This window comes from Streptomyces sp. NBC_01260 (assembly GCF_036226405.1).
Lineage (GTDB): Bacteria > Actinomycetota > Actinomycetes > Streptomycetales > Streptomycetaceae > Streptomyces > Streptomyces laculatispora.
In genome coordinates this window covers 6,504,337-6,528,806 of record NZ_CP108464.1, presented here as the reverse complement: position 1 = coordinate 6,528,806, position 24,470 = coordinate 6,504,337, and the positions used below count along the sequence as shown (strand labels likewise).

Sequence of the window (24,470 nt, the reverse complement as noted above, 5' to 3'; positions counted from 1 at the left end):
GTCAGCGCAGGCCGGGGATGAACTGGATGAGGAGATCGAGCAGCTTGATGCTGACGAAGGGCAGTACCAGCCCGCCGAGCCCGTACATCCAGATGTTGCGGCTGAGCAGTGTCGCCGCGGAGGACGGCCGGTAGCGCACGCCGCGCAGCGCCAGCGGGATCAGAGCGATGATGATCAGCGCGTTGAAGACGATCGCGGAGGCGATCGCCGAGGTCGGGCTGTGCAGTCGCATGATGTTGAGCTTGTCCAGGCCCGGGTAGACAGCCGCGAACATGGCCGGGATGATCGCGAAGTACTTCGCGACGTCGTTGGCGATGGAGAACGTCGTCAGCGCACCACGGGTGATCAGCAGCTGCTTGCCGATCTCGACGATCTCGATCAGCTTGGTCGGGTCGGAGTCCAGGTCCACCATGTTCCCGGCCTCCTTGGCGGCCGAGGTGCCGGTGTTCATGGCCACGCCGACATCCGCCTGGGCGAGCGCCGGGGCGTCGTTCGTGCCGTCGCCGGTCATCGCGACGAGTTTGCCGCCCGCCTGCTCGCGCTTGATGAGGGCCATCTTGTCCTCGGGCGTGGCCTCGGCGAGGAAGTCGTCGACACCGGCCTCCTCGGCGATGGCGCGCGCGGTCAGCGGGTTGTCGCCGGTGATCATGACGGTCTTGATGCCCATGCGGCGCAGTTCGTCGAAGCGTTCGCGCATGCCTGCCTTGACGACGTCCTTGAGGTGGATGACACCGAGGATGCGGGCGCCGGGCGCGTCGCCGTGCCGGGTCACTTCGCCGACGACCAGCGGGGTGCCGCCGCTCGCGGAGATGCCGTCGACGATGCCGCCGACCTCTGCCGTGGGGTGGCCGCCGTTGTCACGGACCCAGCGCATCACTGCCGTCGCCGCTCCCTTGCGCAAAGACAGCTTCTCCTGAGGACCGTTGATATCGACTCCGCTCATCCGGCTCTGAGCGGTGAAGGGTACGAACCGTGCCTGGGCCAGCTCTCCCTCGCTACGGCCGCGTAGCGCGTACCGCCGCTTGGCGAGGACGACGATCGAGCGGCCCTCGGGTGTCTCGTCGGCGATTGACGACAGCTGCGAGGCATCCGCGAGTTCCTCGATGCTCACCCCGCCCACCGGCAGGAACTCGGCGGCCTGGCGGTTGCCGAGGGTGATGGTGCCGGTCTTGTCGAGCAGGAGGGTGTTCACGTCGCCCGCGGCCTCCACCGCACGCCCGGACATCGCCAGCACGTTGCGCTGCACGAGCCGGTCCATGCCCGCGATGCCGATCGCCGAGAGCAGTGCGCCGATCGTCGTGGGGATAAGGGCCACCACGAGGGAGACAAGGACGACGATGGTCTGCTCCGCCCCGGCGAAGACGGCGAAGGGCTGCAGGGTCGCCACCGTGATCAGGAAGATGATCGTGAGGGATGCCAGCAGGATGTTGAGCGCGATCTCGTTCGGCGTCTTCTGCCGCGCGGCCCCCTCCACGAGTGCGATCATCCGGTCGATGAAGGTCTCCCCCGGCTTCGAGGTGATCTTCACGATGATCCGGTCCGAGAGCACTTTGGTACCGCCCGTGACCGCCGACCGGTCGCCACCCGATTCGCGGATCACCGGCGCAGACTCGCCCGTGATGGCCGATTCGTCGACGCTCGCGATGCCCTCGACCACATCTCCGTCGCCGGGGATGGTCTGCCCGGCCTCGACGACGACGTGATCACCCAGACGGAGAGCGGCGCCGGGAACCTCCTGCTCCGCGGCGTCGGTCGCGCCTGGCCGCCAGCCGGTGAGACGGCGGGCCACCGTCGTCGTCCTGGCCCGTCGGAGAGTCTCCGCCTGGGCCTTGCCGCGCCCCTCGGCCACTGCTTCGGCGAGGTTGGCGAAGACGGATGTCAGCCAGAGCCATCCCGTGATCACCCAGGCGAAGACGCTGGGCGCCCTGATGGCCGACAGCGTGGTCAGCACCGCCCCGACCTCCACCACGAACATGACGGGGTTGCGGACCATCACCCGCGGATCCAGCTTGCGCAGGGCGTCGGGGAAGGACGTCAGAAGCTGCCGGGGGTCGAGCAGTCCGCCCGGGACCCGATGCTGCTGACGCCCGGCACCGGGCGGGGTGGGAGCGGGAGCGGCGGTCGTGGACATCAGTGCAGGCCCTCCGCCAGGGGTCCGAGCGCGAGCGCGGGGAAGTAGGTCAGACCGACAACGATGAGGATCACTGCGGTCAACAGCCCGACGAACTGCGGCCGGTGAGTGGGCAGGGTGCCCGCGGTGACCGGAACAGGTTGTTGCTCTGCGAGCGAGCCGGCGAGCGCCAGGACGAACACCATGGGCAGGAACCGGCCGACGAGCATGACCACACCAAGTGTGGTGTTGTACCAGACGGTGTTCACGCTCAGCCCTGCGAACGCCGAGCCGTTGTTGTTCGCGGCCGACGCGAAGGCGTACAGGACCTCGGAGAAGCCGTGCGGACCGGAATTGAGCATGGCCGCCCTCTCCCCCGGGAGCGCCATCGCCAGCCCCGCCCCCACCAGTGCGACCGCGGGCGTGGTCAGGATGTAGAGCGAGGCGAACTTCATCTCCCGGCCCCGGAGCTTCTTGCCCAGGTACTCGGGTGTCCGGCCGACCATCAGTCCGGCGACGAAGACCGCGACGATCGCCAGGATCAGGATCCCGTAGAGCCCGGACCCGGCGCCGCCGGGCGCGATCTCCCCCAGCATCATGTTGAAGATCGTCATGCCGCCGCCGCCCGGCGTGTACGAGTCGTGGGAGGAGTTGGCCGCTCCGCACGACGTGAGGGTGGTGGACACGGCGAACAGGGCCGAGGCCCAGATCCCGTACCGCGTCTCCTTGCCCTCCATCATTCCGCCGGCCGCGTGACCGGCGGTGCTGCTGACGCTGTGCAGCTCGTTGGCGGTGACGATGGCGACCGACGCGCCCCAGATCAATGCCATCACGGCGACGACGGCGTATCCCTGGCGGTGGTCGCCGGCCATCGTCCCGAAAGTCCGCGGGAGCGAGAACGCGATGACCAGCATGAGGTAGATCTCGATCAGGTTGGTGAAGGCGTTGGGGTTCTCGAAGGGGTGCGCGGAGTTCGCGGCGTAGAAACCACCGCCGTTGGTGCCCAGTTCCTTGATGGACTCCTGGGAGGCGACGGGGCCTCCGGTCAGGCCCTGGTGCCCGCCCGCGATGGTGGTGATGTCGTGGACTCCGTGGAAATTCTGAACGGCACCGGCAGCCACCAGAACGATCGCGAAGACGAAAGCCAGTGGCAGCAGAACGCGAAGCACGATCCGTGTCAGGTCCACCCAGAAGTTCCCGACGCGATCGGTCTTCTTCCGGTTGAAGCCCCGGATCAGCGCGGCGACGACGGCAATCCCCACGGCTGCGGAGACGAAGTTCTGCACCGCGAGGCCCGCCATCTGGACCAGATGCCCCATCGCCGACTCACCCGAATACGACTGCCAGTTGGTATTGGTGACGAAGGATGCCGCGGTGTTGAACGACTGGTCCGCGGCAATCGGCTTCATTCCCAGGGACAGCAGGAGATGGTTCTGCAGGCGCAGAAATGCGTACAGGAACAGTACCGATACGGCTGAGAAGGCCAGGATGCTCCGCAGGTAGACCGACCACTTCTGGTCGGCGTCGCCGTTCACTCCGCCTGCCCGGTAAACCAGGCGTTCGACCCGCCCGTGGTGATCAGCGGTCAGGACGCGGGCCATGTAGGAGCCCATCGGGCGAAATGAGAGACCTAGCGCGACCACCAGGGCAAGCACCTGGAGCCAGCCCGCGAGGGTGTCGTTCATCCGGGCTTTCTCCTAGAACTTCTCTGGGAAGATCAGGCAGATGACCAGGTAGATCACGAGGCACGCGGCAACGATCAGGCCGACGACGTTTTCCACGTTCACAGGCGTCCGACCCCCTTGGCGGCCAGGCCGATGAGGGCGAACACCACTGCCGTGAGGCCGATGTACGCGATGTCCGACACCCGCGAAGCACCCCGCAAAGTCATGAGGGACGGGACTTTTCGGGCCCTCCCGACTGGCATATGGAGTTGATCCGGAAACGAGATCAATTCATTTATGACGCTATATCAGTTGGCGTCGGAATTACCCTGCCACCCTGTACGCCGATGGGATGACGGTGACGTGCGTGGATTCACTCGTTGCGGCTGGATGTCGCGCTGCCGCCGGGCGCGGAGCTCGGAAGAGTGAGCATCACCGAGAAACCGGGGCTCTCAGCGGCCGTCTCCAGGGTCCCGTCCATGGCCTCGGCCAAGTCGCGCGACAGCCGTACGGCCAGGCTGCCGGCCCTGGGACCCGGAGCCCGGGAAGCCCCGGGGCCCGGTTCCGGGCCCCGGTCGGGCGTGCCGTCCTCCACCCGAATCATCACGCGGCCGGCTTGGACCCCGGCGGTGACGACGGGGGGCCGGTCCGACGGGCTGTGACGCAATGCGTCGGCCCCCAGGGCGGTCAGCGCACGGGTGAGGAGAGCGGCGTCGGCGATCACGTCGGGCAGCTGTTCCGGCAGGCGCAGAATGATCGAGTGACCGCCGGGCCCGAGGTCGTCCAAGGCAGCACCCAGCATCTCGTTGAGGTCGACCGGGCGGAGGTAGAGATCGAGTGCCCCGGCGTGCAGACGGCTCACATCGTCGAGATCAGTGACCAGCTGCGCCGCACGGTGCACCGCCGCACGGGCAGCTTCCAGCAACTGCGCCTCCTCCGGGACAGTCCCGACGGCGCGTCGACTCCGCAGGCGCACGAGTGCTTCTTCGGCCGTGTGCAGCGGAGCACGCAGATCGCGTCCTGCCGCGAGAAGCAGGGATGCCCGGGTACGTTCGGCGTCAGCGAAGGCGTCCGTGCCACCGGAACACCCGGCGATCCGCCCTCGCGCATGTGCCAGCCCCAGTTCGGCGGCGCACGCAGCGAGGACGCGTTGGTCCTGCGTACTCAGTCCCGAGCCGCGCGCGGCCAGCGTGAGATTGTCGTCGACGGGGCTTTCCACATCCGCCTCGTAGGGCTTTTCCGGTGGCCGCTCCCCGGCGCTGGCGACCACGTACCAGCGGGGCACGGGAGATGCTTCCGGGTCCCTTTCGAGCAGGCTGATCGCACTGAGACCGAAGTTCTCCCGGATCTGCTCCACCAGTGCCGTCAGGTCCTGGCCACGCATCATGGCGGCGGCCAGACGGCTCAGCGCTCTCGCCTCAGATGTCGCGCGTACTGCCTGGTGCGTACGCTGAGCAGCCGTTCCCGCTGCCGTGCCGACGAGAGCGGCCGTGGCAAGGAACACCACGAGCGCGGCAATCGCGTCCGGGCGCTCGACGGCCAGCGAGTGCACCGGTGCGGTGAAGTAGTAGTCGGCGAGCAGCGCCGCGGCAATGGCGGCGAGCAACGCGGGGTAGAGCCCTCCGACCAGGGCGACCACGACGACGGCGAGCAGATAGATCACCAGGTCGCTGGAGAGGCCGAGGTGGCCACGCACCGCGGTCAGCAGGAGCGTCAGTACAGGCAGCAGCACCACGGCACCGACCAGCGCAGCCCAGTACCGTCTCGGGCCCGTGCCACGGCTCGGATGCGGAAGCCTCGACGCAGCAGCCCCTGCCGCCTCCCCATGGGTGACGATGTGCACGTCGATGGGGCCGGACCCCTTGATCGTCCGCTCTCCCACACCTGCTCTCAGGAGGGAGGCGAGGCGACCGTGCCGGCTCGCGCCCAGCACGATCTGGGTGACGTTCTCCGCCTCGGCGAACTGGAGCAGGGCATCGACAACATCCTCGCCGGTGGTCTGGTGGTAGCTGCCGCCGAGCGACTCCACAAGAGTGCGCTGGGCGTCCAGTACCGCCGGGTCGACGTCGGCGAGTCCGTCCTCCCGGACCACGTGGAGGGCCAGCAACTCGGTGCCGGGGGTACGAGCGCTGATCCGCGCGGCACGGCGGATCAGTGTCTCGCCCTCCGGCCCGCCGCTCAGGGACACCAGGATGCGCTCCCGGGTCTCCCAGGGAGCGACGACGCCATGTTCCGCGCGGTAGCGCTGCAGCCCTTCCTCCACCCGGTCGGCCAGCCACAGCAAGGCGATCTCGCGCAGGGCGGTGAGGTTACCGACCCGGAAGTAGTGAGTGAGGGCGGACTCGATGCGGTCCGGCGCATAGATGTCGCCATGGACCAGGCGGCGGCGGAGCACCTCCGGTGGCAGGTCGACCAGTTCGATCTGGTCGGCCCGGCGGGCCACCTCGTCGGGCAGGGTCTCCCGCTGGGTGACCCCCGTGATCTGCCGTACCACGTCGTTGAGGGACTCCAGGTGCTGGACATTGAGCGTGGTGACAACATCGACGCCGGCGTCCAGGAGCTCCTGGACGTCCTGCCACCGCTTGGCGTTGCGGGCCCCCGGAACATTGGAGTGGGCCAGCTCGTCGACCAGCGCGACCTGGGGACGGCGGGCCAGCACCGCGTCGAGATCCATCTCGGTGAAGAGCGCACCGCGGTGGCTCAGCGTACGGCGGGCTGTCGCCTCCAGACCGTCGGCCATGGCCGCGGTCGGCCGACGCCCGTGCGGCTCGACGAAGCCGACGACCACATCCGTGCCCCGTGCACGCAACCGCTGCCCCTCGGCAAGCATGGCGTACGTCTTCCCGACCCCGGGGGCGGCCCCGAGGTAGATCCGCAACCGTCCACGTGCCACTGGCGGACTCCTGCCCAGGTCACCCCCACGTCGTGTTCGCGCCCTTCCATGGTGCGCCCGTCAGTGCCGTTCCACTCGACGACACCGGCGATGGCGGCGGAGATGTTCGGCTGTCGTCGGCGCCGGGCCCGCAACGCCTGGACGACCAGCGGACCATGGGTCCAACGCCGGGTCCGGATCACCGCTGAGCAATTCACTGCTCAGCCGCTGGATCCGCCATTCGTCATCGGGAGCGTCGAGCCGGCCCAGTGGGACGCTGTCGCTGGGGACCTTCTCGTACGGGCCCTCGTCAGCGGCTCAGGTACAGATGCCCGCGCCGCCCGTGGGCCCGGGTCCAGCGCATTCGCGGTGACCTCGGCCCGATCCTGGCCGGTGGTCCACGCGGCGGGAGACAGCGTCGCGGCGGTGTTCGTGATGCTGGGGACGGTGGGCGCGGCGGTGGCGGGGACCCTGGCCGAGGAGACGGCGGACCGCCCGCTGGGGGAGAGCTCGCCCTGAGCGGCGACGACCGGGGCGGACCCGGCGCCGCTCACGCCCTCGTGCCGGCCGTGCCGTTCGCCGATTCGTCGGCGATGCGTTCGTGGTGGCGGATGACCTCGGCCACGATGAAGTTCAGCAGCTTCTCGGCGAACGCCGGGTCCAGGTGGGCGCTCTCGGCGAGCTGGCGCAGCCGGGCGATCTGGCGGCCCTCGCGCGCCGGGTCGGCCGGGGGGAGCTGGTGGGCGGCCTTGAGATGGCCCACCTGCTGGGTGCACTTGAAGCGCTCGGCGAGCATGTGGACAACTGCCGCGTCGATGTTGTCGATGCTCTCGCGCAGCCGGTTCAGCTCGGTGCCTACGGAATCGTCGATGTCGCTCGTGGTCATGGTCGTCGAGCTTAGGGCCTGTCCGGCGGAGCGGGCTACGGAGTGATCGTGGGCGGGTGGTCGGGGTCCGGCACCCGGTCGCTCCAGCCGCCCGGCACACTGCGCCCCTGCTGCTCGCGGAAGCGGACCGGGGCGGTGCCGACGCGGCGGGCGAACAGGCGGGAGAAGTACGCCGGATCGTCGTACCCGACGCGGCGGGCGACGGCCGCGACCGGCAGATCGCTGGTGGCGAGGAGCTCCTTGGCGCGGCCGAGCCGGATGCCGAGGAGGTAGTCCTTGGGGCTGCAGCCCGCACCGCGCCGGACGGCCGTGCGCAGTTCGGCGGGTGTCATGCCGTGCCGGGCGGCGTGCTCGGCGACGGAGAGCGGCTGGAACGCGTCCCGGGTCATGGCCTGGAGCACCGGGTCGCCGTCGGGGCTGACATCGGCGCGGGCCCGGCGCAGCGCGACGAGCAGCTCATGGACGGCCGCACCGGTCTCCACCTCCAGCAGCGGGTTCCCGCGCCGCGCCGCCCGCACCATCCGGCCGATGGCGGCCCGCGGTGCCGCCGTGTCGGAGAGCGGGACCAGCGGGCGGTCCGGCTCGATGTAGCCGAGTTCGGTGTACGTGGTGGTGGCGGGGCCGGTGAAGTCGACGAAGCTCTCGTCCCAGCCGGTGGCCGGGTCGGCGCCGTAGTGGTGCGGGGTGCCCGGGGTCAGCCAGATCAGGCTGGGCCCGGTGACCGGCATCCGCCGCCCGTCCGGCCCGGCGAACCAGCCGCTGCCCGAGTTGATGACCACGGCCACGTGGTGGTCCAGGGTGCGGGGCCCGACGGTGGGCAGCGCGCCGTGCTGGAGGCCCACCCCGAGGCAGACCAGGCCGAGGCGGTGGTGGAGCGGGCTCGGGGTGAAGAAGCGCATCCAGGTGTGGTACATCGGCTTTCGCTCCCCGGTTCTCGCGTCGTGCGCCGACAGCGATGTGCTGCGTCCAAACAGCAATGATCTTTGTCCATGGACCGGCCGCACGCCAGGGGGTGAGGCTGGGTCGCGACATTCCTCCCGGGTTCACCCGCTCCGTCACACGTGCCGCATTCCGGCCGTACCGGTCGCGGAGCAGGGCACTCCGGGACCGCCCGCACAGGAGAGAACGAGCACGATGGCTGACTTCACGGTGGGCGACGACGACCACTTCCGGCTCGACGGGCGGCCCGTACGGCTGCTGTCGGGCGCCCTGCACTACTTCCGGGTGCACGAGGCGCAGTGGGACCACCGGCTGTCGATGCTGCGGGCGATGGGCCTGAACTGTGTCGAGACGTACGTGCCGTGGAATCTGCACGAACCGCAGCCGGGCAGGTTCCACGACGTGGCGGCACTGGGCCGCTTCCTGGACGCGGCCCAGCGGGCCGGCCTGTGGGCGATCGTCCGCCCGGGTCCGTACATCTGCGCGGAGTGGGAGAACGGTGGTCTGCCGGTCTGGGTGACCGGAGGGTTCGGGCGCCGGGTGCGAACCCGCGACGCCGGCTATCTGGGCGCGGTGCGGCGTTGGTTCGCCGAACTGCTGCCCCAGGTCGTGGAGCGGCAGATCGACCGCGGCGGCCCGGTGATCATGGTCCAGGCGGAGAACGAGTACGGCAGTTACGGCACCGATCAGGTCTATCTGCGGCAGGTGGCCGCGATGCTCGGCGAGTACGGCGTGAGCGTCCCGCTGTTCACCTCCGACGGGCCGGAGGACCACATGCTCACGGGCGGCTCGGTGCCCGGTCTGCTCGCCACGGCGAACTTCGGCTCGGGGGCGCGCGAGGCGTTCCGGGTGCTCCGGCGTCACCGGGACGCGGGCCCGCTGATGTGCATGGAGTTCTGGTGCGGCTGGTTCGAGCACTGGGGCGCGCCGCCGGTCGTACGCGATCCGGCACAGGCCGCCGAGGCGCTGCGGGAGATCCTGGAGTGCGGGGCGTCGGTCAACATCTACATGGCGCACGGCGGGACGAACTTCGGCGGCTGGGCGGGCGCCAACCGCTCGGGCCCGCTCCAGGACCAGGAGCTCCTGCCGACGGTGACGTCGTACGACTACGACGCGCCGGTGGACGAGTACGGGCGGCCCACGGAGAAGTTCTGGCTGCTGCGGAAGGTCCTCGCCGAGTACGCGGACGGACCGCTGCCCGAACTGCCGGACGAGCCCGCCGGACTCGCCGCCCCGCTGCGGGCCGCGCTGACCGGCTGGGCGTCGTTGCAGGACGTCATGGAGGCACTCGGCGACGAGGAGCAGCCGGAGTCCGGTGTTCCGCCCACGTTCGAGGAGCTCGGCGTCGACCGCGGCCTGGTGCGCTACCGGGTCGGCGTCCCGGGTCCCCGACGGCCGTACACCCTGGGGGTGTCGGGCCTGAGGGACCGGGCGGTGGTGTACGTGGACGGTGTCCGCAGGGGCGTCCTGAGCGAGGAGGACGGCACCCTCGATGAGCCGGTGGCCGGGCCCGCCGAGGTCGAGCTGTGGGTGGAGTCGCTGGGCCGGGTCAACTACGGGCCGCGCCTCGGCGAGCCCAAGGGGATCACCGGGGGCGTGCTGCACGAGCGCCAGTTCCTGCACGGCGTACGGGCGCGGGCGCTGCGGCTCGACGCGTTCGAGGACGCGGCGGCGGTGGCCGGCGTCCCGTTCGTCCCGGTCGACGGGTCCGGGCGCAGCGGCCTGTACCGGGGTTCCTTCGAGCTCGCGGACACGGACGGCACCGGGCACGCGGGTCTTGAACTGCCGGGCTGGACGCGCGGGTTCGTCTGGGTGAACGGGTTCTGCCTCGGGCGGTACTGGTCGGCGGGCCCGCAGCGGACGCTGTACGTACCGGGGCCGGTCCTGCGGGACGGCGTCAACGAGGTATGGGTGCTGGAGGTGGAGGACGCGGGCGCGCCCTACGCGGAGCTGGGACCGGGGCTGCCCGTCCGGACGGACACCGCTGCCGCTGCCGGCACCCCGGAGGATGCCCGCCCCTGAGGGCCGCGACCCGGGCCGCTCGGTGCCGCCCCGGTTACAGTGGGCACAGCCGAGCGGCGCGGACGGGGGTGAGGGCGTGAGCGACAGCCCCCACGGCAGCCCGGTGGTGCACGGCTTCCCGCACCTCGACACCGTCCGGTCGGCGATCACCGCGCTGTACCGGCGGCTGTCGTACGACGGTGTCCACCGTTTCGCGCCGAGCCTCCTCCCCGCCGACGCAGCCTTCGCCGACTCGGACGATCTGCATCTCGGCGCGCAGCGCGTGGCGCGGGCGATGGTGCAGCACCTGCGTCTGCCGGACGCCCGCATGGTCGTCGCGTTCCGTGCGATGGAACATGCGGGAAGCGTCGAACTCGCGGCCGGGCCGGAGTACTTCATCGAGCTCAACGACCGGTTCCGCACCCACCGCAGGGACATCGGCGCCGCGCTGTCGCACGAGGTCATGCACGTGCTGCTGCACCGGCTCGGCCTCCAGTTCGCGGGCACCCGCGACAACGAGATCCTCACCGACACCGCGGCCGCCTATCTGGGGGCGGGCTGGCTGCTGTTGGACGCGTTCCGGGAGGACGCCACCTCCAGCCAGAAGCTCGGCTACCTGACCCCTGAGGAGTTCGGGTACGTACTGGCCAAGCGGGCACTCGCCTTCGACGAGGACCCCTCGCCGTGGTTCACCAGCCCGCAGGCCTACACGGCGTACACGAAGGGCCGGGCACAGGCCCTGCGCGAGAGGCTGCAGCCGCCGCTGACGGCCGCCGGCTGGGCGGGCCGGCGCCGGTACGCCAAGGACCGGCGGTACGCCCAGGACCATCCCGGTGCGGGCGCGGCCCCGGGGCCTGAGCCCCCGTACACCTTCGAGACCGCCCGGGACGGGCTCCGGGTCGCCTTCCCGTGCCCGACCTGCCATCAGCGCAACAGGGTTCCGGTGCGCGGCCGGGTGCGGGCCCGGTGCGCGCTGTGCCGCACGGTGCTGGACTGCACGACGTGAGAGGGCGCCGCCCGCAACGGGGCTTGGCGCCAGAGGTATTACAGTCGAAATGTGACAGAAGATCCGATGGCGGAGGCGGCGGCGGACGGGCAGAGCCTGTTCGACGCGTTGCACGAGGGCGAGGACGCCGTCGTGCGGCTGCTCCGCGCCGGTGCAGCCGCCGAGTCGTCCGACGAGAACGGCGCGAGCCCGCTCTACCTGGCGGCGGTCTCGGACCGGCCGGGCGTGGTGCGGCTGCTCCTCGCCGCCGGCGCCGATCCCGACCGGGCCTGCGGTCCGGAGTCGGGTGACCTGCCGATCTGCGGCGCGGCGTGCGGCGGTCACACCGAGGTGGTCGAGGCGCTGCTGTCCGCCGGGGCCCGGCCCGACCTGCGCGAGCAGTTCGGGTTCACGGCGCTGCGCTGGGCGGTGGGGCTCGGCCACGCGCGGACGGCGCGGACGCTGCTCGACCACGGCGCCGACCCCTGCCTGCCGGGGCCGGGGGGCGAGGCGCCCCTCCTCCTGGCCGTCCGGCGCGGCTCCCTGGAGACGGTTCGGGCACTGCTGGACCACGGTGCGGGAGCGCCGGAGGGGGTGCTGGAGGAGGCGCTCGCCGAGGCGCGGCGGATGCTGGAGGTGGACCTGGAGCAGGAGATGCGCGGCGGACTGCTGGACGCGTACGGGGACACGGACGTGCACCGGATCTCGGTGCACCGCGCGGTCATCGACGGCGGGGAGACACTGACCGTCGAACTGGAGCGGAACGGGGAGCCGTTCGCGGGCCAGGACCACCAGACGGGGCACGGCGCGATCGCCACGCTCCTGGAGACCGAGCTGGGTCTCCTGGCCCCGTTCGAGGAGCTGGCACGCCGGGCGCTGCGGTCCGGGAGCCCGGACCTGGACAACTGGCACGCGTCGGCGGAGGCGCTGCGCGAGCGCGGCGACGAGGAGACCCGGCAGGCGGCGGCCGCGTGGTGCTCAAGCGGTGACCCGTTGCGGCAGGCGTTCGGCGCGGACGTACTGACCCGTCTGGGCCAGGACCCGTCCGGCGCCTGAGGACAGAACCCGCCCGCAAACAAGCCCGTCCGGCGTCTGAGGACGGAAGCGACGCCCGGGCGAACCCGGCTGACGCTCCGTCCTCAAACGCCGGACGGGCTGAGAACAACGGCTAGGCCGCGCGACGACCACGCGCAGGCGCACCGCCACGACCGGAGCTGCCCGAGCGCCCCGCACCGGAGCCCCGGCCGGAACCGCCCGCGCCACCCGCACCCTGCGCACCGGCGCCTCCGGCACCCCCCGTACCGCCGCCGCGCCGGCCGCGCCCACGCGTGCCCGAGCGGAAACCACCACCGGCGCCCGCACCGGACCCCGTGCCGCCGGGCCGCGTGCGCGGCTTCGGCTGGGTCGGCTGCGGGACCTCGATCACGATGGCGACACCGGAGGGCTCACGCGCCCCGGTGATCCGGGTGAGCTCCTCGTCGCTGGACTTGATCCGGGTGGTGCGCGGCGCGATGCCCGCGTCCTGCATCAGCCGGGTCATCTCCCGCTTCTCCTCGGGCAGCACCAGCGTGACGACGCTGCCGGACTCCCCGGCGCGCGCCGTGCGCCCGCCGCGGTGGAGGTAGTCCTTGTGGTCGGTGGGCGGGTCCACGTTGACGACCAGGTCGAGGTCGTCGACATGGATGCCGCGCGCCGCCACGTTCGTCGCGACGAGCGCGGTGACCTGGCCGTTCTTGAACTGGTCCAGGGTCCGGTTGCGCTGCGGCTGCGAGCGGCCGCCGTGCAGGGCGGCCGCCCGTACACCGCTGGCGAGCAGCCGCTTGGCGAAGCGGTCGGCGGCACGCTTGGTGTCGACGAACATGATCACCCGGCCCTCGCGAGCGGCGATCTTCGTGGCGACGACCTTCTTGTCGGTCTCGTCGAGCACGTGGAGCACATGGTGCTCCATGGTGGTGACCGCACCGGCGGACGGGTCGACCGAGTGCACGACGGGGTCGGTCAGGAACATCTTGACCAGCCGGTCGATGTTCTTGTCCAGGGTCGCGGAGAAGAGCATCCGCTGCCCGTCCGCCTCGACCTGCTTGAGCAGGGCGACGACCTGCGGCATGAAGCCCATGTCGGCCATCTGGTCGGCCTCGTCGAGGACGGTGATGGCGACCTGGTCGAGGCGGCAGTCACCGCGCTCGATGAGGTCCTTGAGCCGGCCGGGCGTGGCGACGAGCACCTCGGCGCCGCGGCGCAGGGTGCCGGACTGCTTGCTGATCGACATCCCGCCGACGACGGTGGCCATCCGCAGGTTGACGGACGTCGCGTACGGCGTCAGTGCGTCGGTGACCTGCTGGGCGAGCTCGCGGGTCGGGACGAGGACGAGGGCGAGCGGCGCCTTCGGCTCGGAGCGGCGTCCGGCGGTGCGGGCCAGCAGCGCGAGGCCGAAGGCCAGGGTCTTGCCGGAGCCGGTACGGCCGCGGCCGAGGATGTCCCGGCCGGCGAGCGAGTTCGGCAGGGTGGCGCCCTGGATCGGGAACGGGTCGGTGACGCCCTGCGCGGCAAGGGTTTTCAGCAGGGCGGCGGGCATGTCCAGCTCGGCGAACGCCTCGACGGCGGGCAGTGCGGGGGTCATGGTTTCGGGCAGGGCGAACTCACCCTGCGGCGGCGTGGCCTTGCGACGCGGCGACGCCTTGCCGGATCCCTTGCCGGAACCCTGTGCGGTTGCCTTTGCCTGGGCCGTGCCACGCCCCCTCGACGGGCGATTGCGGGCGGGACGGTCCTGACGTTCGGAGCGGGTCATACGGAATTGCCCTCCTGGGGATTCCTGGGAACTACGTGGGACTGCTGGGACTTGCCGGGGCCTGCGCGGAATGCGGACTGCGGCACGCGGTGCGCGGGGGCCCGGAACACCCGGGGTGCTTCGTCGCACCCGGTGCGGGGCGCTCGAAGGCGCCCGGGACTTCCGTACTTCCCAGGGACAGCACAAGCCGGGACCCGCACCTTCACGGTGCGGGCCCCGGCTGCGAGGTACGCGTCCGGCAATTAGGCCGGGACGATGTTCTCCGCCTGCGGGCCCTTCTGGCCCTGCGTGACGTCGAAGGAGACCTTCTGGCCCTCCTGGAGCTCACGGAAGCCCTGGGTGGCGATGTTGGAGTAGTGGGCGAAGACGTCAGCGCCGCCGCCGTCCTGCTCGATGAAGCCGAAGCCCTTTTCCGAGTTGAACCACTTCACGGTTCCAGTAGCCATGTCATTCTCCTAAAACAGGTGCAGTGCCGGAAATCCGCACTTTACGAATTCCAAGTCGCCGCATTGAGCCCCACCCGGAGAAAGCCGGAAAACATTAAAGCGCCTGAGGAAGCATTCCCGTCAGGCGCACATAAAGTTCATGGGTACCAAAACTGCAACCGGACCACCGTAGCACGATCTGCCGACCAGCGGTGGGACACGCCACGCCGCCGGCCGGCTGTTGTCCGAGTGAACCCTTGGGGCGTACGGGTCGGAGCCGTTCGAAGATCACCCGAGATCCCGGACCGCCTCAGCCGCGCAGGGCGATCCCTTCCAGGACCATCGACAGGTACTGGCGGGCGATCTCCTCGGGGCTGTGCTGTCCGCCCGGCCGGTACCAGGAGGCGGCGACCCAGACGGTGTCGCGGACGAACCGGTAGGTGAGGCGGATGTCGAGGTCGTCGCGGAAGACCCGGTCGGCGACGCCGCGCTCCAGGGTGCCGAGCCAGGCCTTCTCGAACTTCTGCTGGGAGTCGGCGAGGTACCGGAACCTCGGCTGGGCCGCCAGGTGCTGGGACTCCTTCTGGTAGATGGCGACGGCGGCACGGTGCCGGTCGATCTCGCGGAAGGACTCGGTGACGAGCGCCTCGATGGTCTCCCTGGGGCCGAGCCCGGCGTCGAGAACGGCGTCGTACCCCTCCCAGAGCTCGTTCAGGAAGGTGGAGAGGATCTCGTCGACCATCGATTCCTTGGAATCGAAGTGGTAGTAGAGGCTGCCCGCGAGCATTCCGGCCGCGTCCGCGATCCTGCGGACGGTCGTGGCGTTGTATCCCTGCGCGGCGAACACCTCGGCGGCGGTGGCGAGGAGTTCGCCGCGCCGCTCGGGGGAAGGCGTCGCCTGTGGCTTCTTCTTGGTAGGCACCCGCCCATTCTCCGCCCGGGCGCCTCCCCCGCCGCCCTGCCGGCCCCAGGGGCGCCCTGCCGGGCCCGTCAGGAGGTCTCGGACAGGGATCCGTCGTCGTTGCCCCTGCGGAAGGAGCGCAGCGGCCGGCCGGGGCGCCAGACCCGGATGACCAGGGTGTCGCCGCCCTCAAGGCCGGTGTGCACCACCTCGGTCAGCTCCATCCTGAAGAGGTGGAAGGGTTCCGGCGGCTTCACCTCGTCGATGAAGTGGGCCAGCACCACGGGGTCGGTCACCTCCACCGCCCGTCCGGAGATCCGGACGTCCCCGTCGGCCATCTCGGAGTCGGGGCCGGGGTTGGCCTGCACGGCGAAGCGGGGGTCGCGGCGCAGGTCCAGCGCCTTGCGGGAGTTCGGCATCATGCCGAGGAACGGCTCACCCAGCCGGAACTCCACTTCGAGGCCGGTCACCCGGGGCGACCCGTCCTTGCGCAGGGTCGCCAGGACGTGGTGCCTGTACTGCTGGAAGCGGTGTCGCACGGCGTCCGCGAAGTCCGGCTCCGCGGTCCGGAAATCTGCCCAGGAGTTCGATGTCATGGGTTCATCGAACTCCGGAATCCCGACATCCTCTGTCCGGATTCCTACCGGCTGTCGCGGACCACCCGTTCGGGTGCCTCCCGGTGCCGCTACCGGCCGCCGGGCCCGTGTCCCGTCAGCGTGATCAGCGCCGCCCATCCCTGCGTCCGCAGCACGCACGACGCCCGGCCGTGCAGCAACACCGCGTCGTAGCAGCCGAGTCCGGTGTCCGTACCGTCGATGACGGCGCCGTCCTCCAGCGCCACGGCCAGCACCGCCCCGCCCTCGGGCGCCATCAGCCGCAGGGTGCCGCGGACGACCGCCACCTCGGCCCGCGTACGGTCCCTGCGGTACATCACGTTGAGATTGACGACCGGGCCCGCCAGCAGCCGTCCGTCGGTCTCCACGTCGCCCGGGAAGTCGTGGGGCCAGTACGGCTCGTCGACGATGTGGTGCTCACCGTCCACCATGAGGTCCATCCCGGCGCCCTCCACCACGGTCAGGGTGCGGTCGACGCCGGGGAACGCGGAGAACGGCCCGTCCTCGGTCACGTCCGCCAGGCTGACCCGCCAGTCGAAGGTGCCGGCCGCCGCGCCGGGGGACGCGGCGATCTCGCGGGTGACTCCCCCGCCGTTCTTCCAGGGCACCTGCGCGCGGCCGGCCGCGCGCAGGATCCGGAACGCCTCGGAGGTCATGCGGGTTCTCCAGTCTCGACGGGTTCGGGACCCCGAGCCTAAGCCCGGATGGTCCGTACTCCCGGGGGTTCGCTATCTTGATCGCCGCCGCCCCCCACCGGCCGCTCTTGCCCGTCCACCGATGAAGGAGCCGGCCATGGAGGCCGCCATCACCACGTGCTACCGCCATCCCTCGTACGAGACGTATGTGAGCTGTACCCGCTGTGAGCGCTTCATCTGCCCGGACTGCATGCGCGAGGCCGCGGTCGGCCACCACTGCGTCGAGTGCGTGAAGGAGGGGCGGCGTTCGGTCCGCCAGGCGCGGACGGTCTTCGGCGGGGCGGTGGCCAGGAGCGCGGTTCCGCTCGTCACCTATGTGCTGATGGGCCTGAACATCCTGGTGTACCTGGTCGAGCTGGTGCGCCCGGGGATCGTCGACCGGTTCGGGATGACGGGTGCGGGGCTGGCCGGTCCGGACGGCAGCCAGTACGTCTACGTGACCGGCGGCTATCCCGGCCTCGATGTCATCGGGGTGGTGGACGGTGAGTGGTACCGGCTGCTGACCAGTGCCTTCCTGCACCTGCCACCCGGCGAGTCCTCCCTCGGCTCGGTGCCGTTCGGGGTGCTGCACATCGTCTTCAACATGTACGCGCTGTGGAACCTCGGCCGGGTCGTCGAGGAGCAACTGGGGCGGGTCCGCTATCTCGCGCTGTACCTGCTGTCCGCGCTGGGCGGTTCGGTGCTGGTGTACCTGATCGCACCGCTGGACACCGCGGTGGGCGCCTCGGGGGCGGTCTTCGGGCTCGCGGCGGCCTTCTACGTCATCAACCGGCGGCTGGGCCGGGACATGCACGCGGTGAACAGGTTCCTGGCCGGGTTCCTGGTCTGGATGGTGATCTCGGCGGGATTCACCTCGTGGCAGGGGCATCTGGGCGGGCTGCTGACCGGTGCGTTGGTGACGGTCGTCTACGCGTACGCCCCGGCGGAGCGCCGTACGACGGTCCAGGCCGCCGGGTGTGTGGTGCTGTTCGCCGTGCTGATGCTGCTGGTGGTCCTCAAGACGTCGGCGCTGACGGGCTGAGCCGGCCGTGCGCCTGCCCCGGGACGCGCCACGGCGCCTGCCGAATCGTCCGGTCGGGGACGGGCAGGCGCCGCGTTCAGTTCCGTACGCCGTTGTACGGGACGTCTGGTGTGCCGCGATCAGACCGTCATGGAACGGTCCGTCGGGCGGATCGGGGCCGGCAGTGCGCTGGCTCCGGTGAGGAAGCGGTCCACGCCGCGTGCCGCGGAGCGGCCCTCGGCGATGGCCCACACGATGAGGGACTGGCCGCGGCCCGCGTCACCGGCGACGAAGACGCCGTCCACGTTAGTAGCGTAGTCGTCGTCGCGGGCGACGTTGCCACGGGCGTCGAGCTCCAGGCCGAACTGCTGGACCAGGCCGTTGGCCTGGTCGGTGCCGGTGAAGCCCATGGCGAGGGTGACCAGCTGGGCGGGGATCGTCCGCTCGGTGCCGGGCTTCTGCTCCAGCTTGCCGTCCTTGAACTCCACCTCGATGAGGTGGAGCGACTGGACGTTGCCGACGGTCTGTCCCTCTTCGGGCGCGGAGCCCTCGAAGTGGGTGGTGGAGACGGAGTAGATCCGTCCCTCACCCGCCTTCGGCGAGGAGGGGCCCTGCCCCGGCTCAGCGCCCTCCTTCAGGCCCGCCAGAACCTCGGTCTCCTCGTGCGCGGAGGTGACCTTGTAGAGCATCGGGAAGGTCGGCCAGGGCTGGCCGGCGTTCCGGTCCTCCCCCGGCCTGGGCATGATCTCCAGCTGAGTGACGGAGAGCGCGCCCTGCCGGTGGGCGGTGCCGACGCAGTCGGCGCCGGTGTCGCCACCGCCGATGACGACGACGTGCTTGCCCTCGGCGGTGATCGGGGAGACCGTCAGGTCGCCCTCCTGCACCTTGTTGGCGAGCGGCAGGTACTCCATCGCGAAGTGCACACCGTTCAGCTCGCGGCCCGGGACGGGCAGATCGCGGGAGACGGTGGCACCGGCGGCGATGACGACGGCGTCGTAGCGGCGGCGCAGCTTGGCGGCGTCGACGTCCGTGCCGACCTCCACCTCGGTGCGGAACTTGGTGCCCTCCGCGCGCATCTGCTCGATGCGGCGGTTGATGTGCGACTTCTCCATCTTGAACTCGGGGATGCCGTACCGCAGGAGGCCCCCGATGCGGTCCGCGCGCTCGTAGACGGCGACCGTGTGGCCGGCCCGGGTCAGCTGCTGGGCGGCCGCGAGTCCGGCGGGGCCGGAGCCGATGACGGCCACGGTCTTGCCGGAGAGGCGCTCGGGCGGCTGCGGGGTGACGTCGCCGCGGTCCCACGCCTGGTCGATGATGGAGACTTCGACGTTCTTGATGGTGACGGCCGGCTGGTTGATGCCGAGCACACACGCCGACTCGCACGGGGCGGGGCAGAGCCGCCCGGTGAACTCCGGGAAGTTGTTCGTGGCGTGCAGCCGCTCGGACGCGGCCGTCCAGTCCTCGCGGTAGGCGTAGTCGTTCCACTCGGGAATCAGGTTCCCCAGCGGACAGCCCTGGTGGCAGAACGGGATGCCGCAGTCCATGCAGCGGCCGGCCTGCTTGCTGATGATCGGGAGCAGCGAGCCGGGAACGTAGACCTCGTTCCAGTCCTTGACGCGCTCGCCGACGGGGCGGGTCTCGGCGACCTCTCGGCCGGTGGTCAGGAAGCCCTTGGGGTCAGCCATTGGTCGCCGCCTCCATCATCTTCTCGGTGGTCTCCTGCTCGGAGAGACCGGCGAGCTCAGCGGCGTCCTTGGCGGCGAGCACTGCCTTGTAGGTGGACGGGATGATCTTGCTGAAACGGGACGCACCGCCGGCGGCGCTGTCCCACTCGGCGAGGAGCTTGTCGGCGACCGTGGATCCGGTCTCCTCCTGGTGGCGGCGCACGACGTCGTGCAGCCACTGCCTGTCGGCGTCGGAGAGCTCCTCGACCGCGCCGAGGTTCCCGACGTTGACGTGGTCGCGGTCGAGGTCGATGACGTAGGCGACGCCGCCCGACATGCCGGCCGCGAAGTTGCGTCCGGTCTCGCCGAGTACGACGGCGTGCCCGCCGGTCATGTACTCGCAGCCGTGGTCGCCCACGCCTTCCGAGACGACCGTGGCGCCGGAGTTGCGGACGCAGAAACGTTCGCCGGTGCGGCCGCGCAGGAACAGCTCGCCGCCGGTGGCGCCGTAGGCGATGGTGTTGCCCGCGATGGTGGAGTACTCGGCGAGGTGGTCGGCGCCGCGGTCCGGGCGGACGATGACGCGGCCGCCGGAGAGGCCCTTGCCGACGTAGTCGTTGGCGTCGCCCTCCAGGCGCAGCGTCACACCGCTGGGGAGGAAGGCGCCGAAGGACTGGCCTGCGGAGCCGGTGAAGGTGATGTCGATGGTGTCCTCGGGCAGGCCCGCACCGCCGAACTTCTTCGTGACCTCGTGGCCGAGCATGGTGCCGACGGTCCGGTTGATGTTGCGGATCGCGATCTGCGCGCGGACCGGCTGGGCGCTCTCGGCGCTGTCGGCCTTCAGGGCGTCGGCGGCGAGCTTGATCAGCTCGTTGTCCAGGGCCCTGGACAGGCCGTGGTCCTGCTCGGCGACCTGGTGGCGGACGGCGCCCTCGGGCAGCTCGGGGACGTGGAAGAGCGGGGCGAGGTCGAGGCCCTGGGCCTTCCAGTGCGTGATCGCACGGTCGGTGTCGAGCAGCTCGGCGTGACCGACGGCCTCTTCGATCGTACGGAAGCCGAGCCCGGCGAGGATCTCGCGGACTTCCTGGGCGATGAACTCGAAGAAGTTGACGATGTACTCGGCCTTGCCGGAGAAGCGGTCGCGCAGGACCGGGTTCTGGGTGGCGATGCCGACCGGGCAGGTGTCCAGGTGGCAGACACGCATCATGACGCAGCCGGAGACGACGAGCGGCGCGGTCGCGAAACCGAACTCCTCGGCGCCCAGCAGTGCGGCGATGACGACGTCGCGGCCGGTCTTGAGCTGGCCGTCGGTCTGCACGACGATGCGGTCGCGCAGTCCGTTGAGCAGCAGCGTCTGCTGGGTCTCGGCGAGGCCGAGCTCCCAGGGTCCGCCCGCGTGCTTCAGCGAGGTGAGCGGGGAGGCGCCCGTTCCGCCGTCGTGGCCGGAGATGAGAACGACGTCCGCGTGTGCCTTGGAGACACCGGCGGCGACCGTGCCGACGCCGACCTCGGAGACCAGCTTCACGTGGATGCGGGCCGCCGGGTTGGCGTTCTTGAGGTCGTGGATCAGCTGGGCCAGGTCCTCGATGGAGTAGATGTCGTGGTGCGGCGGCGGGGAGATCAGGCCGACGCCCGGGGTGGAGTGCCGGGTCTTGGCGACCCACGGGTAGACCTTGTGGCCGGGCAGCTGGCCGCCCTCGCCGGGCTTGGCGCCCTGCGCCATCTTGATCTGGATGTCGTCCGCGTTGACCAGGTACTCGCTGGTGACACCGAAGCGGCCGGAGGCGACCTGCTTGATGGAGGAGCGGCGCGCCGGGTCGTACAGCCGGTCGGCGTCCTCGCCGCCCTCGCCGGTGTTGGACTTGCCGCCCAGCTGGTTCATGGCGATGGCGAGGGTCTCGTGCGCCTCGCGGGAGATCGAGCCGTAGGACATGGCGCCGGTGGAGAAGCGCTTGACGAGGTCGGAGACGGACTCGACCTCTTCGATGTCGATCGCCTCGCGGTCCGAGACGAAGCCGAACAGGCCGCGCAGCGTCATCAGCCGCTCGGACTGCTCGTTCACCCGGTCGGTGTACTGCTTGAAGATGTCGTAGCGGCGGTTGCGGGTGGCGTGCTGGAGGCGGAAGACCGTCTCCGGGTCGAACAGGTGCGGTTCGCCCTCGCGGCGCCACTGGTACTCGCCGCCGATCTCCAGCGCGCGGTGCGAGGCGGAGATGCCGGTGGCGGGGTAGCCCTTGGCGTGCCGGGCGGCGACCTCCTTGGCGATGACGTCGAGTCCGGCGCCGCCGATCTTGGTGGCGGTGCCGTTGAAGTACTGGGCGACGAAGTCCTCGTCGAGGCCGACGGCCTCGAAGACCTGGGCGCCGCGGTAGGAGGCGACGGTGGAGATGCCCATCTTGGACATCACCTTCAGGACGCCCTTGCCCAGCGCGTAGATGAGGTTGCGGATGGCCTGCTCGGCCTCGATGCCCTCGATGAAGGTGCCGGCCCTGACCAGGTCCTCGACGGACTCCATGGCCAGGTACGGGTTGACCGCGGCGGCGCCGAAGCCGATCAGCAGCGCGACGTGGTGGACCTCGCGGACGTCACCGGCCTCGACCAGCAGCCCCACCTGGGTGCGCTGCTTGGTGCGGATGAGGTGGTGGTGGACGGCCGAGGTGAGCAGCAGCGACGGGATCGGCGCGTGCTCGGCGTCGGAGTGCCGGTCGGAAAGGACGACCAGGCGGGCGCCGTCCTCGATGGCGGCGTCGACCTCGGTGCAGATCTCCTCGATCCGCGCGGCCAGCGCCTCGCCGCCGCCGCCGACCCGGTAGAGGCCGGAGAGCGTGGCGGCCTTCATGCCCGGCATGTCGCCGTCGGCGTTGATGTGTATGAGCTTGGCCAGCTCGTCGTTGTCGATCACCGGGAACGGCAGCGTGACGCTGCGGCACGCCGCGGCGGTCGGCTCCAGCAGGTTGCCCGCGGGGCCGAGCGTGGAGCGCAGCGAGGTGACGAGCTCCTCGCGGATGGCGTCCAGCGGCGGGTTGGTGACCTGCGCGAACAGCTGGGTGAAGTAGTCGAAGAGCAGCCGGGGGCGGGCGGACAGCGCGGCGATCGGGGAGTCCGTGCCCATGGAGCCGAGCGGCTCGCCGGCGGTGCGGGCCATCGGGGCGAGGATGACGCGGAGCTCTTCCTCGGTGTAGCCGAAGGTCTGCTGGCGGCGGGTGACGGAGGCGTGCGTGTGCACGATGTGCTCCCGCTCGGGGAGGTCCTCCAGCTCGATCTCGCCGGTCTCCAGCCACTCCTGGTAGGGCTGCTCGGCGGCGAGGGACGCCTTGATCTCGTCGTCCTCGATGATGCGGTGCTCGGCGGTGTCGACGAGGAACATCTTGCCGGGCTGCAGGCGGCCCTTGCGGACGACCTTGGCGGGGTCGATGTCCAGGACGCCGACCTCGGAGGAGAGCACGACGAGGCCGTCGTCGGTGACCCAGTAGCGGCCGGGTCGCAGACCGTTGCGGTCGAGGACCGCGCCCACCTGGACGCCGTCGGTGAAGGTGACGCAGGCCGGGCCGTCCCAGGGCTCCATCATCGTGGAGTGGTACTGGTAGAACGCGCGCCGGGCCGGGTCCATGGAGTCGTGGTTCTCCCACGCCTCGGGGACCATCATCAGCACCGAGTGCGGCAGCGAGCGGCCGCCGAGGTGGAGCAGCTCCAGGACCTCGTCGAAGGAGGCCGAGTCGGAGGCGTCCGGGGTGCAGACGGGGAAGATCCGGTCCAGCTGCTCCGGGCCGAAGAGGCTGGAGGCGAGCTGGGACTCGCGGGCCTTCATCCAGTTGCGGTTGCCCTTGACCGTGTTGATCTCGCCGTTGTGCGCGACGAAGCGGTACGGGTGTGCGAGCGGCCAGCTCGGGAAGGTGTTGGTGGAGAAGCGCGAGTGGACCAGCGCGACCGTGGTGGCGAACCGGTCGTCGGAGAGGTCCGGGAAGAACGGCTCCAGCTGCCCGGTGGTGAGCATTCCCTTGTAGACGATCGTGCGGGCGGAGAGCGACGGGAAGTAGACCCCGGTCTCACGCTCGGCGCGCTTGCGCAGCACGAAGGCCTTGCGGTCCAGGACGATCCCGGTGCTCTCGCCGTCCGCGACGAAGAGCTGGCGGAACTCGGGCATGGTGGCGCGGGCGCCCTTGCCGAGGATGCCGGGGGTGACCGGGACGTCGCGCCAGCCGAGGACGTTCAGGCCCTCTTCGGTGGCGATCTTCTCAAGGCCGCGGACCGCTGCTGTGGAGTCGTCCGCGGGCAGGAATGCGATGCCGACGGCGTAGGCACCGGCCTCGGGGAGGTCGAAGGCGACCTCTGCGCGGAGGAAGGCGTCCGGTACCTGGAGCAGGATTCCGGCGCCGTCACCGGAGTCGATCTCGGATCCGGTGGCGCCGCGGTGTTCGAGATTGCGCAGTACGGTCAGCGCCTGCTCGACCAGCTCGTGGCCGGCCACACCGGTCAGAGTGGCCACGAACCCGACACCACAGGCGTCGTGCTCGTTGCGGGGGTCGTACATCCCCTGCTGGGCGGGGCGACCGTCCATGGGCGACCAGGCGTCGGTGCGCATCGGCTCTCCCGTCGTCGTCGTGGCATATGAACAGCCGAGGGACGACGTTGGCCCTCTGCGAAATTTCGTGCAGATTACATGATGGGACGCTTCTCAAGAAGCGGATAGCTCGTTCCAACATACGGACACCGCGATGGCGGTGGAGTGGGTCGCAGTCGGAGGATCGGCGCCCGGGGGGACCGCAGAGAGCAGGCGTCGTTGCCTGCGGTGTCTACGGCTCATGCCCGGCGGGAGCACAAACGAAACCGCCGGGTAACGACTACTTATGTGCAGTCCTGCATAGAGTCTCATTTTACGTCGCGCGAGGCCGTACCGCCCAGCGGTGGCTGCCAAGACGTACGTCA

The 24,470-nt window shown here is 70.5% G+C and carries 18 protein-coding genes; 5 read left to right on the top strand and 13 right to left on the bottom strand.

From position 1 onward, the window contains the following. Nucleotide 1: 1 nt before the first annotated feature. From kdpB to OG322_RS29080, 4 genes are all read right to left on the bottom strand, one after another. Nucleotides 2-2,131, bottom strand: coding sequence for a potassium-transporting ATPase subunit KdpB (gene kdpB / locus OG322_RS29095; RefSeq protein WP_329307203.1), 2,130 nt, complete (start codon nt 2,129-2,131; stop codon nt 2-4). After that, entirely contained in the window at nt 2,131-3,795 is a 1,665-nt protein-coding gene (gene kdpA / locus OG322_RS29090) for a potassium-transporting ATPase subunit KdpA (RefSeq protein WP_266412245.1), read from the bottom strand. Before kdpA ends, kdpB begins: the two co-directional genes overlap by 1 nt. 12 nt (nt 3,796-3,807) lie before the next feature. Further along, nucleotides 3,808-3,897, bottom strand: a complete 90-nt coding sequence (kdpF, locus tag OG322_RS29085) for a K(+)-transporting ATPase subunit F (protein WP_123469424.1) — start codon at nt 3,895-3,897, stop codon at nt 3,808-3,810. 250 nt (nt 3,898-4,147) lie between these two features. Then, nucleotides 4,148-6,667, bottom strand: a complete 2,520-nt coding sequence (locus OG322_RS29080; protein ID WP_123469426.1) for a sensor histidine kinase — start codon at nt 6,665-6,667, stop codon at nt 4,148-4,150. A gap of 348 nt (nt 6,668-7,015) precedes the next feature. Here OG322_RS29080 and OG322_RS29075 point away from each other — a divergent pair, with 348 nt between their 5' ends. Then, nucleotides 7,016-7,165, top strand: a complete 150-nt coding sequence (locus tag OG322_RS29075) for a hypothetical protein (protein ID WP_241199935.1) — start codon at nt 7,016-7,018, stop codon at nt 7,163-7,165. A gap of 31 nt (nt 7,166-7,196) precedes the next feature. Here OG322_RS29075 and OG322_RS29070 read toward each other — a convergent pair whose 3' ends face one another. Both OG322_RS29070 and OG322_RS29065 read right to left on the bottom strand, forming a co-directional pair. After that, a complete protein-coding gene (locus OG322_RS29070) occupies nt 7,197-7,532 on the bottom strand; it encodes a chorismate mutase (protein ID WP_123469428.1) in 336 nt (111 codons plus the stop codon). 35 nt (nt 7,533-7,567) lie between these two features. After that, nucleotides 7,568-8,446, bottom strand: coding sequence for a helix-turn-helix domain-containing protein (locus OG322_RS29065; RefSeq protein ID WP_124283817.1), 879 nt, complete (start codon nt 8,444-8,446; stop codon nt 7,568-7,570). Nucleotides 8,447-8,666: 220 nt separating this feature from the next. On the opposite strand from OG322_RS29065, the gene OG322_RS29060 reads away from it, so the two are divergent. The 3 genes from OG322_RS29060 (at nt 8,667) to OG322_RS29050 (ending at nt 12,513) form a co-directional block, all read left to right on the top strand. Further along, entirely contained in the window at nt 8,667-10,493 is a 1,827-nt protein-coding gene (locus tag OG322_RS29060; RefSeq protein WP_329307202.1) for a glycoside hydrolase family 35 protein, read from the top strand. Nucleotides 10,494-10,569: 76 nt separating this feature from the next. Beyond that, nucleotides 10,570-11,478, top strand: coding sequence for a hypothetical protein (locus OG322_RS29055; protein WP_266412242.1), 909 nt, complete (start codon nt 10,570-10,572; stop codon nt 11,476-11,478). A gap of 51 nt (nt 11,479-11,529) precedes the next feature. Next, complete coding sequence (locus OG322_RS29050) at nt 11,530-12,513, top strand: ankyrin repeat domain-containing protein (protein ID WP_266412241.1); 984 nt, start codon at nt 11,530-11,532, stop codon at nt 12,511-12,513. A gap of 112 nt (nt 12,514-12,625) precedes the next feature. Here the strand turns inward: OG322_RS29050 and OG322_RS29045 are convergent, their stop codons facing one another. The 5 genes from OG322_RS29045 to OG322_RS29025 all read right to left on the bottom strand — a co-directional run bounded on the left by OG322_RS29045 (nt 12,626) and on the right by OG322_RS29025 (nt 16,841). Next, on the bottom strand, nt 12,626-14,245 hold the full coding sequence (locus tag OG322_RS29045; protein WP_123469438.1) for a DEAD/DEAH box helicase: 1,620 nt from the start codon (nt 14,243-14,245) through the stop codon (nt 12,626-12,628). Nucleotides 14,246-14,487: 242 nt separating this feature from the next. Beyond that, nucleotides 14,488-14,691, bottom strand: coding sequence for a cold-shock protein (locus tag OG322_RS29040; RefSeq protein ID WP_015607926.1), 204 nt, complete (start codon nt 14,689-14,691; stop codon nt 14,488-14,490). A 289-nt stretch (nt 14,692-14,980) separates the two neighbouring features. After that, nucleotides 14,981-15,592, bottom strand: coding sequence for a TetR/AcrR family transcriptional regulator (locus tag OG322_RS29035; protein ID WP_266412238.1), 612 nt, complete (start codon nt 15,590-15,592; stop codon nt 14,981-14,983). Nucleotides 15,593-15,660: 68 nt separating this feature from the next. Next, nucleotides 15,661-16,167, bottom strand: coding sequence for a pyridoxamine 5'-phosphate oxidase family protein (locus OG322_RS29030; RefSeq protein WP_124283820.1), 507 nt, complete (start codon nt 16,165-16,167; stop codon nt 15,661-15,663). An 89-nt stretch (nt 16,168-16,256) separates the two neighbouring features. Beyond that, nucleotides 16,257-16,841, bottom strand: a complete 585-nt coding sequence (locus tag OG322_RS29025) for a HutD/Ves family protein (RefSeq protein ID WP_123469444.1) — start codon at nt 16,839-16,841, stop codon at nt 16,257-16,259. A gap of 136 nt (nt 16,842-16,977) precedes the next feature. Here OG322_RS29025 and OG322_RS29020 point away from each other — a divergent pair, with 136 nt between their 5' ends. Further along, entirely contained in the window at nt 16,978-17,901 is a 924-nt protein-coding gene (locus tag OG322_RS29020; protein WP_123469446.1) for a rhomboid family intramembrane serine protease, read from the top strand. A gap of 119 nt (nt 17,902-18,020) precedes the next feature. Here OG322_RS29020 and OG322_RS29015 read toward each other — a convergent pair whose 3' ends face one another. Together OG322_RS29015 and gltB are read right to left on the bottom strand one after the other, a co-directional pair. Then, the gene (locus tag OG322_RS29015; RefSeq protein ID WP_123469448.1) at nt 18,021-19,565 is read right to left on the bottom strand and encodes a glutamate synthase subunit beta; all 1,545 of its coding nucleotides are present in this window, start codon (nt 19,563-19,565) and stop codon (nt 18,021-18,023) included. Then, nucleotides 19,558-24,126: a glutamate synthase large subunit gene (gene gltB / locus OG322_RS29010; RefSeq protein ID WP_123469450.1), complete on the bottom strand. Its 4,569-nt coding sequence runs from the start codon at nt 24,124-24,126 to the stop codon at nt 19,558-19,560. Before gltB ends, OG322_RS29015 begins: the two co-directional genes overlap by 8 nt. Between the last annotated feature and the right edge of the window lie 344 nt (nt 24,127-24,470).

What these genes read in the sequence shown, in the direction of transcription:
- OG322_RS29060 (WP_329307202.1), top strand. Translation starts at nt 8,667, where the DNA reads ATGGCTGACTTCACGGTGGGCGACGACGACCACTTCCGGCTCGACGGG.
- OG322_RS29020 (WP_123469446.1), top strand. Translation starts at nt 16,978, where the DNA reads ATGGAGGCCGCCATCACCACGTGCTACCGCCATCCCTCGTACGAGACG.
- kdpB (WP_329307203.1), bottom strand. Translation starts at nt 2,131, where the DNA reads ATGTCCACGACCGCCGCTCCCGCTCCCACCCCGCCCGGTGCCGGGCGT.
- OG322_RS29025 (WP_123469444.1), bottom strand. Translation starts at nt 16,841, where the DNA reads ATGACCTCCGAGGCGTTCCGGATCCTGCGCGCGGCCGGCCGCGCGCAG.
- OG322_RS29040 (WP_015607926.1), bottom strand. Translation starts at nt 14,691, where the DNA reads ATGGCTACTGGAACCGTGAAGTGGTTCAACTCGGAAAAGGGCTTCGGC.
- gltB (WP_123469450.1), bottom strand. Translation starts at nt 24,126, where the DNA reads ATGCGCACCGACGCCTGGTCGCCCATGGACGGTCGCCCCGCCCAGCAG.
- OG322_RS29070 (WP_123469428.1), bottom strand. Translation starts at nt 7,532, where the DNA reads ATGACCACGAGCGACATCGACGATTCCGTAGGCACCGAGCTGAACCGG.
- OG322_RS29045 (WP_123469438.1), bottom strand. Translation starts at nt 14,245, where the DNA reads ATGACCCGCTCCGAACGTCAGGACCGTCCCGCCCGCAATCGCCCGTCG.
- OG322_RS29065 (WP_124283817.1), bottom strand. Translation starts at nt 8,446, where the DNA reads ATGTACCACACCTGGATGCGCTTCTTCACCCCGAGCCCGCTCCACCAC.
- OG322_RS29015 (WP_123469448.1), bottom strand. Translation starts at nt 19,565, where the DNA reads ATGGCTGACCCCAAGGGCTTCCTGACCACCGGCCGAGAGGTCGCCGAG.
- OG322_RS29030 (WP_124283820.1), bottom strand. Translation starts at nt 16,167, where the DNA reads ATGACATCGAACTCCTGGGCAGATTTCCGGACCGCGGAGCCGGACTTC.
- kdpA (WP_266412245.1), bottom strand. Translation starts at nt 3,795, where the DNA reads ATGAACGACACCCTCGCGGGCTGGCTCCAGGTGCTTGCCCTGGTGGTC.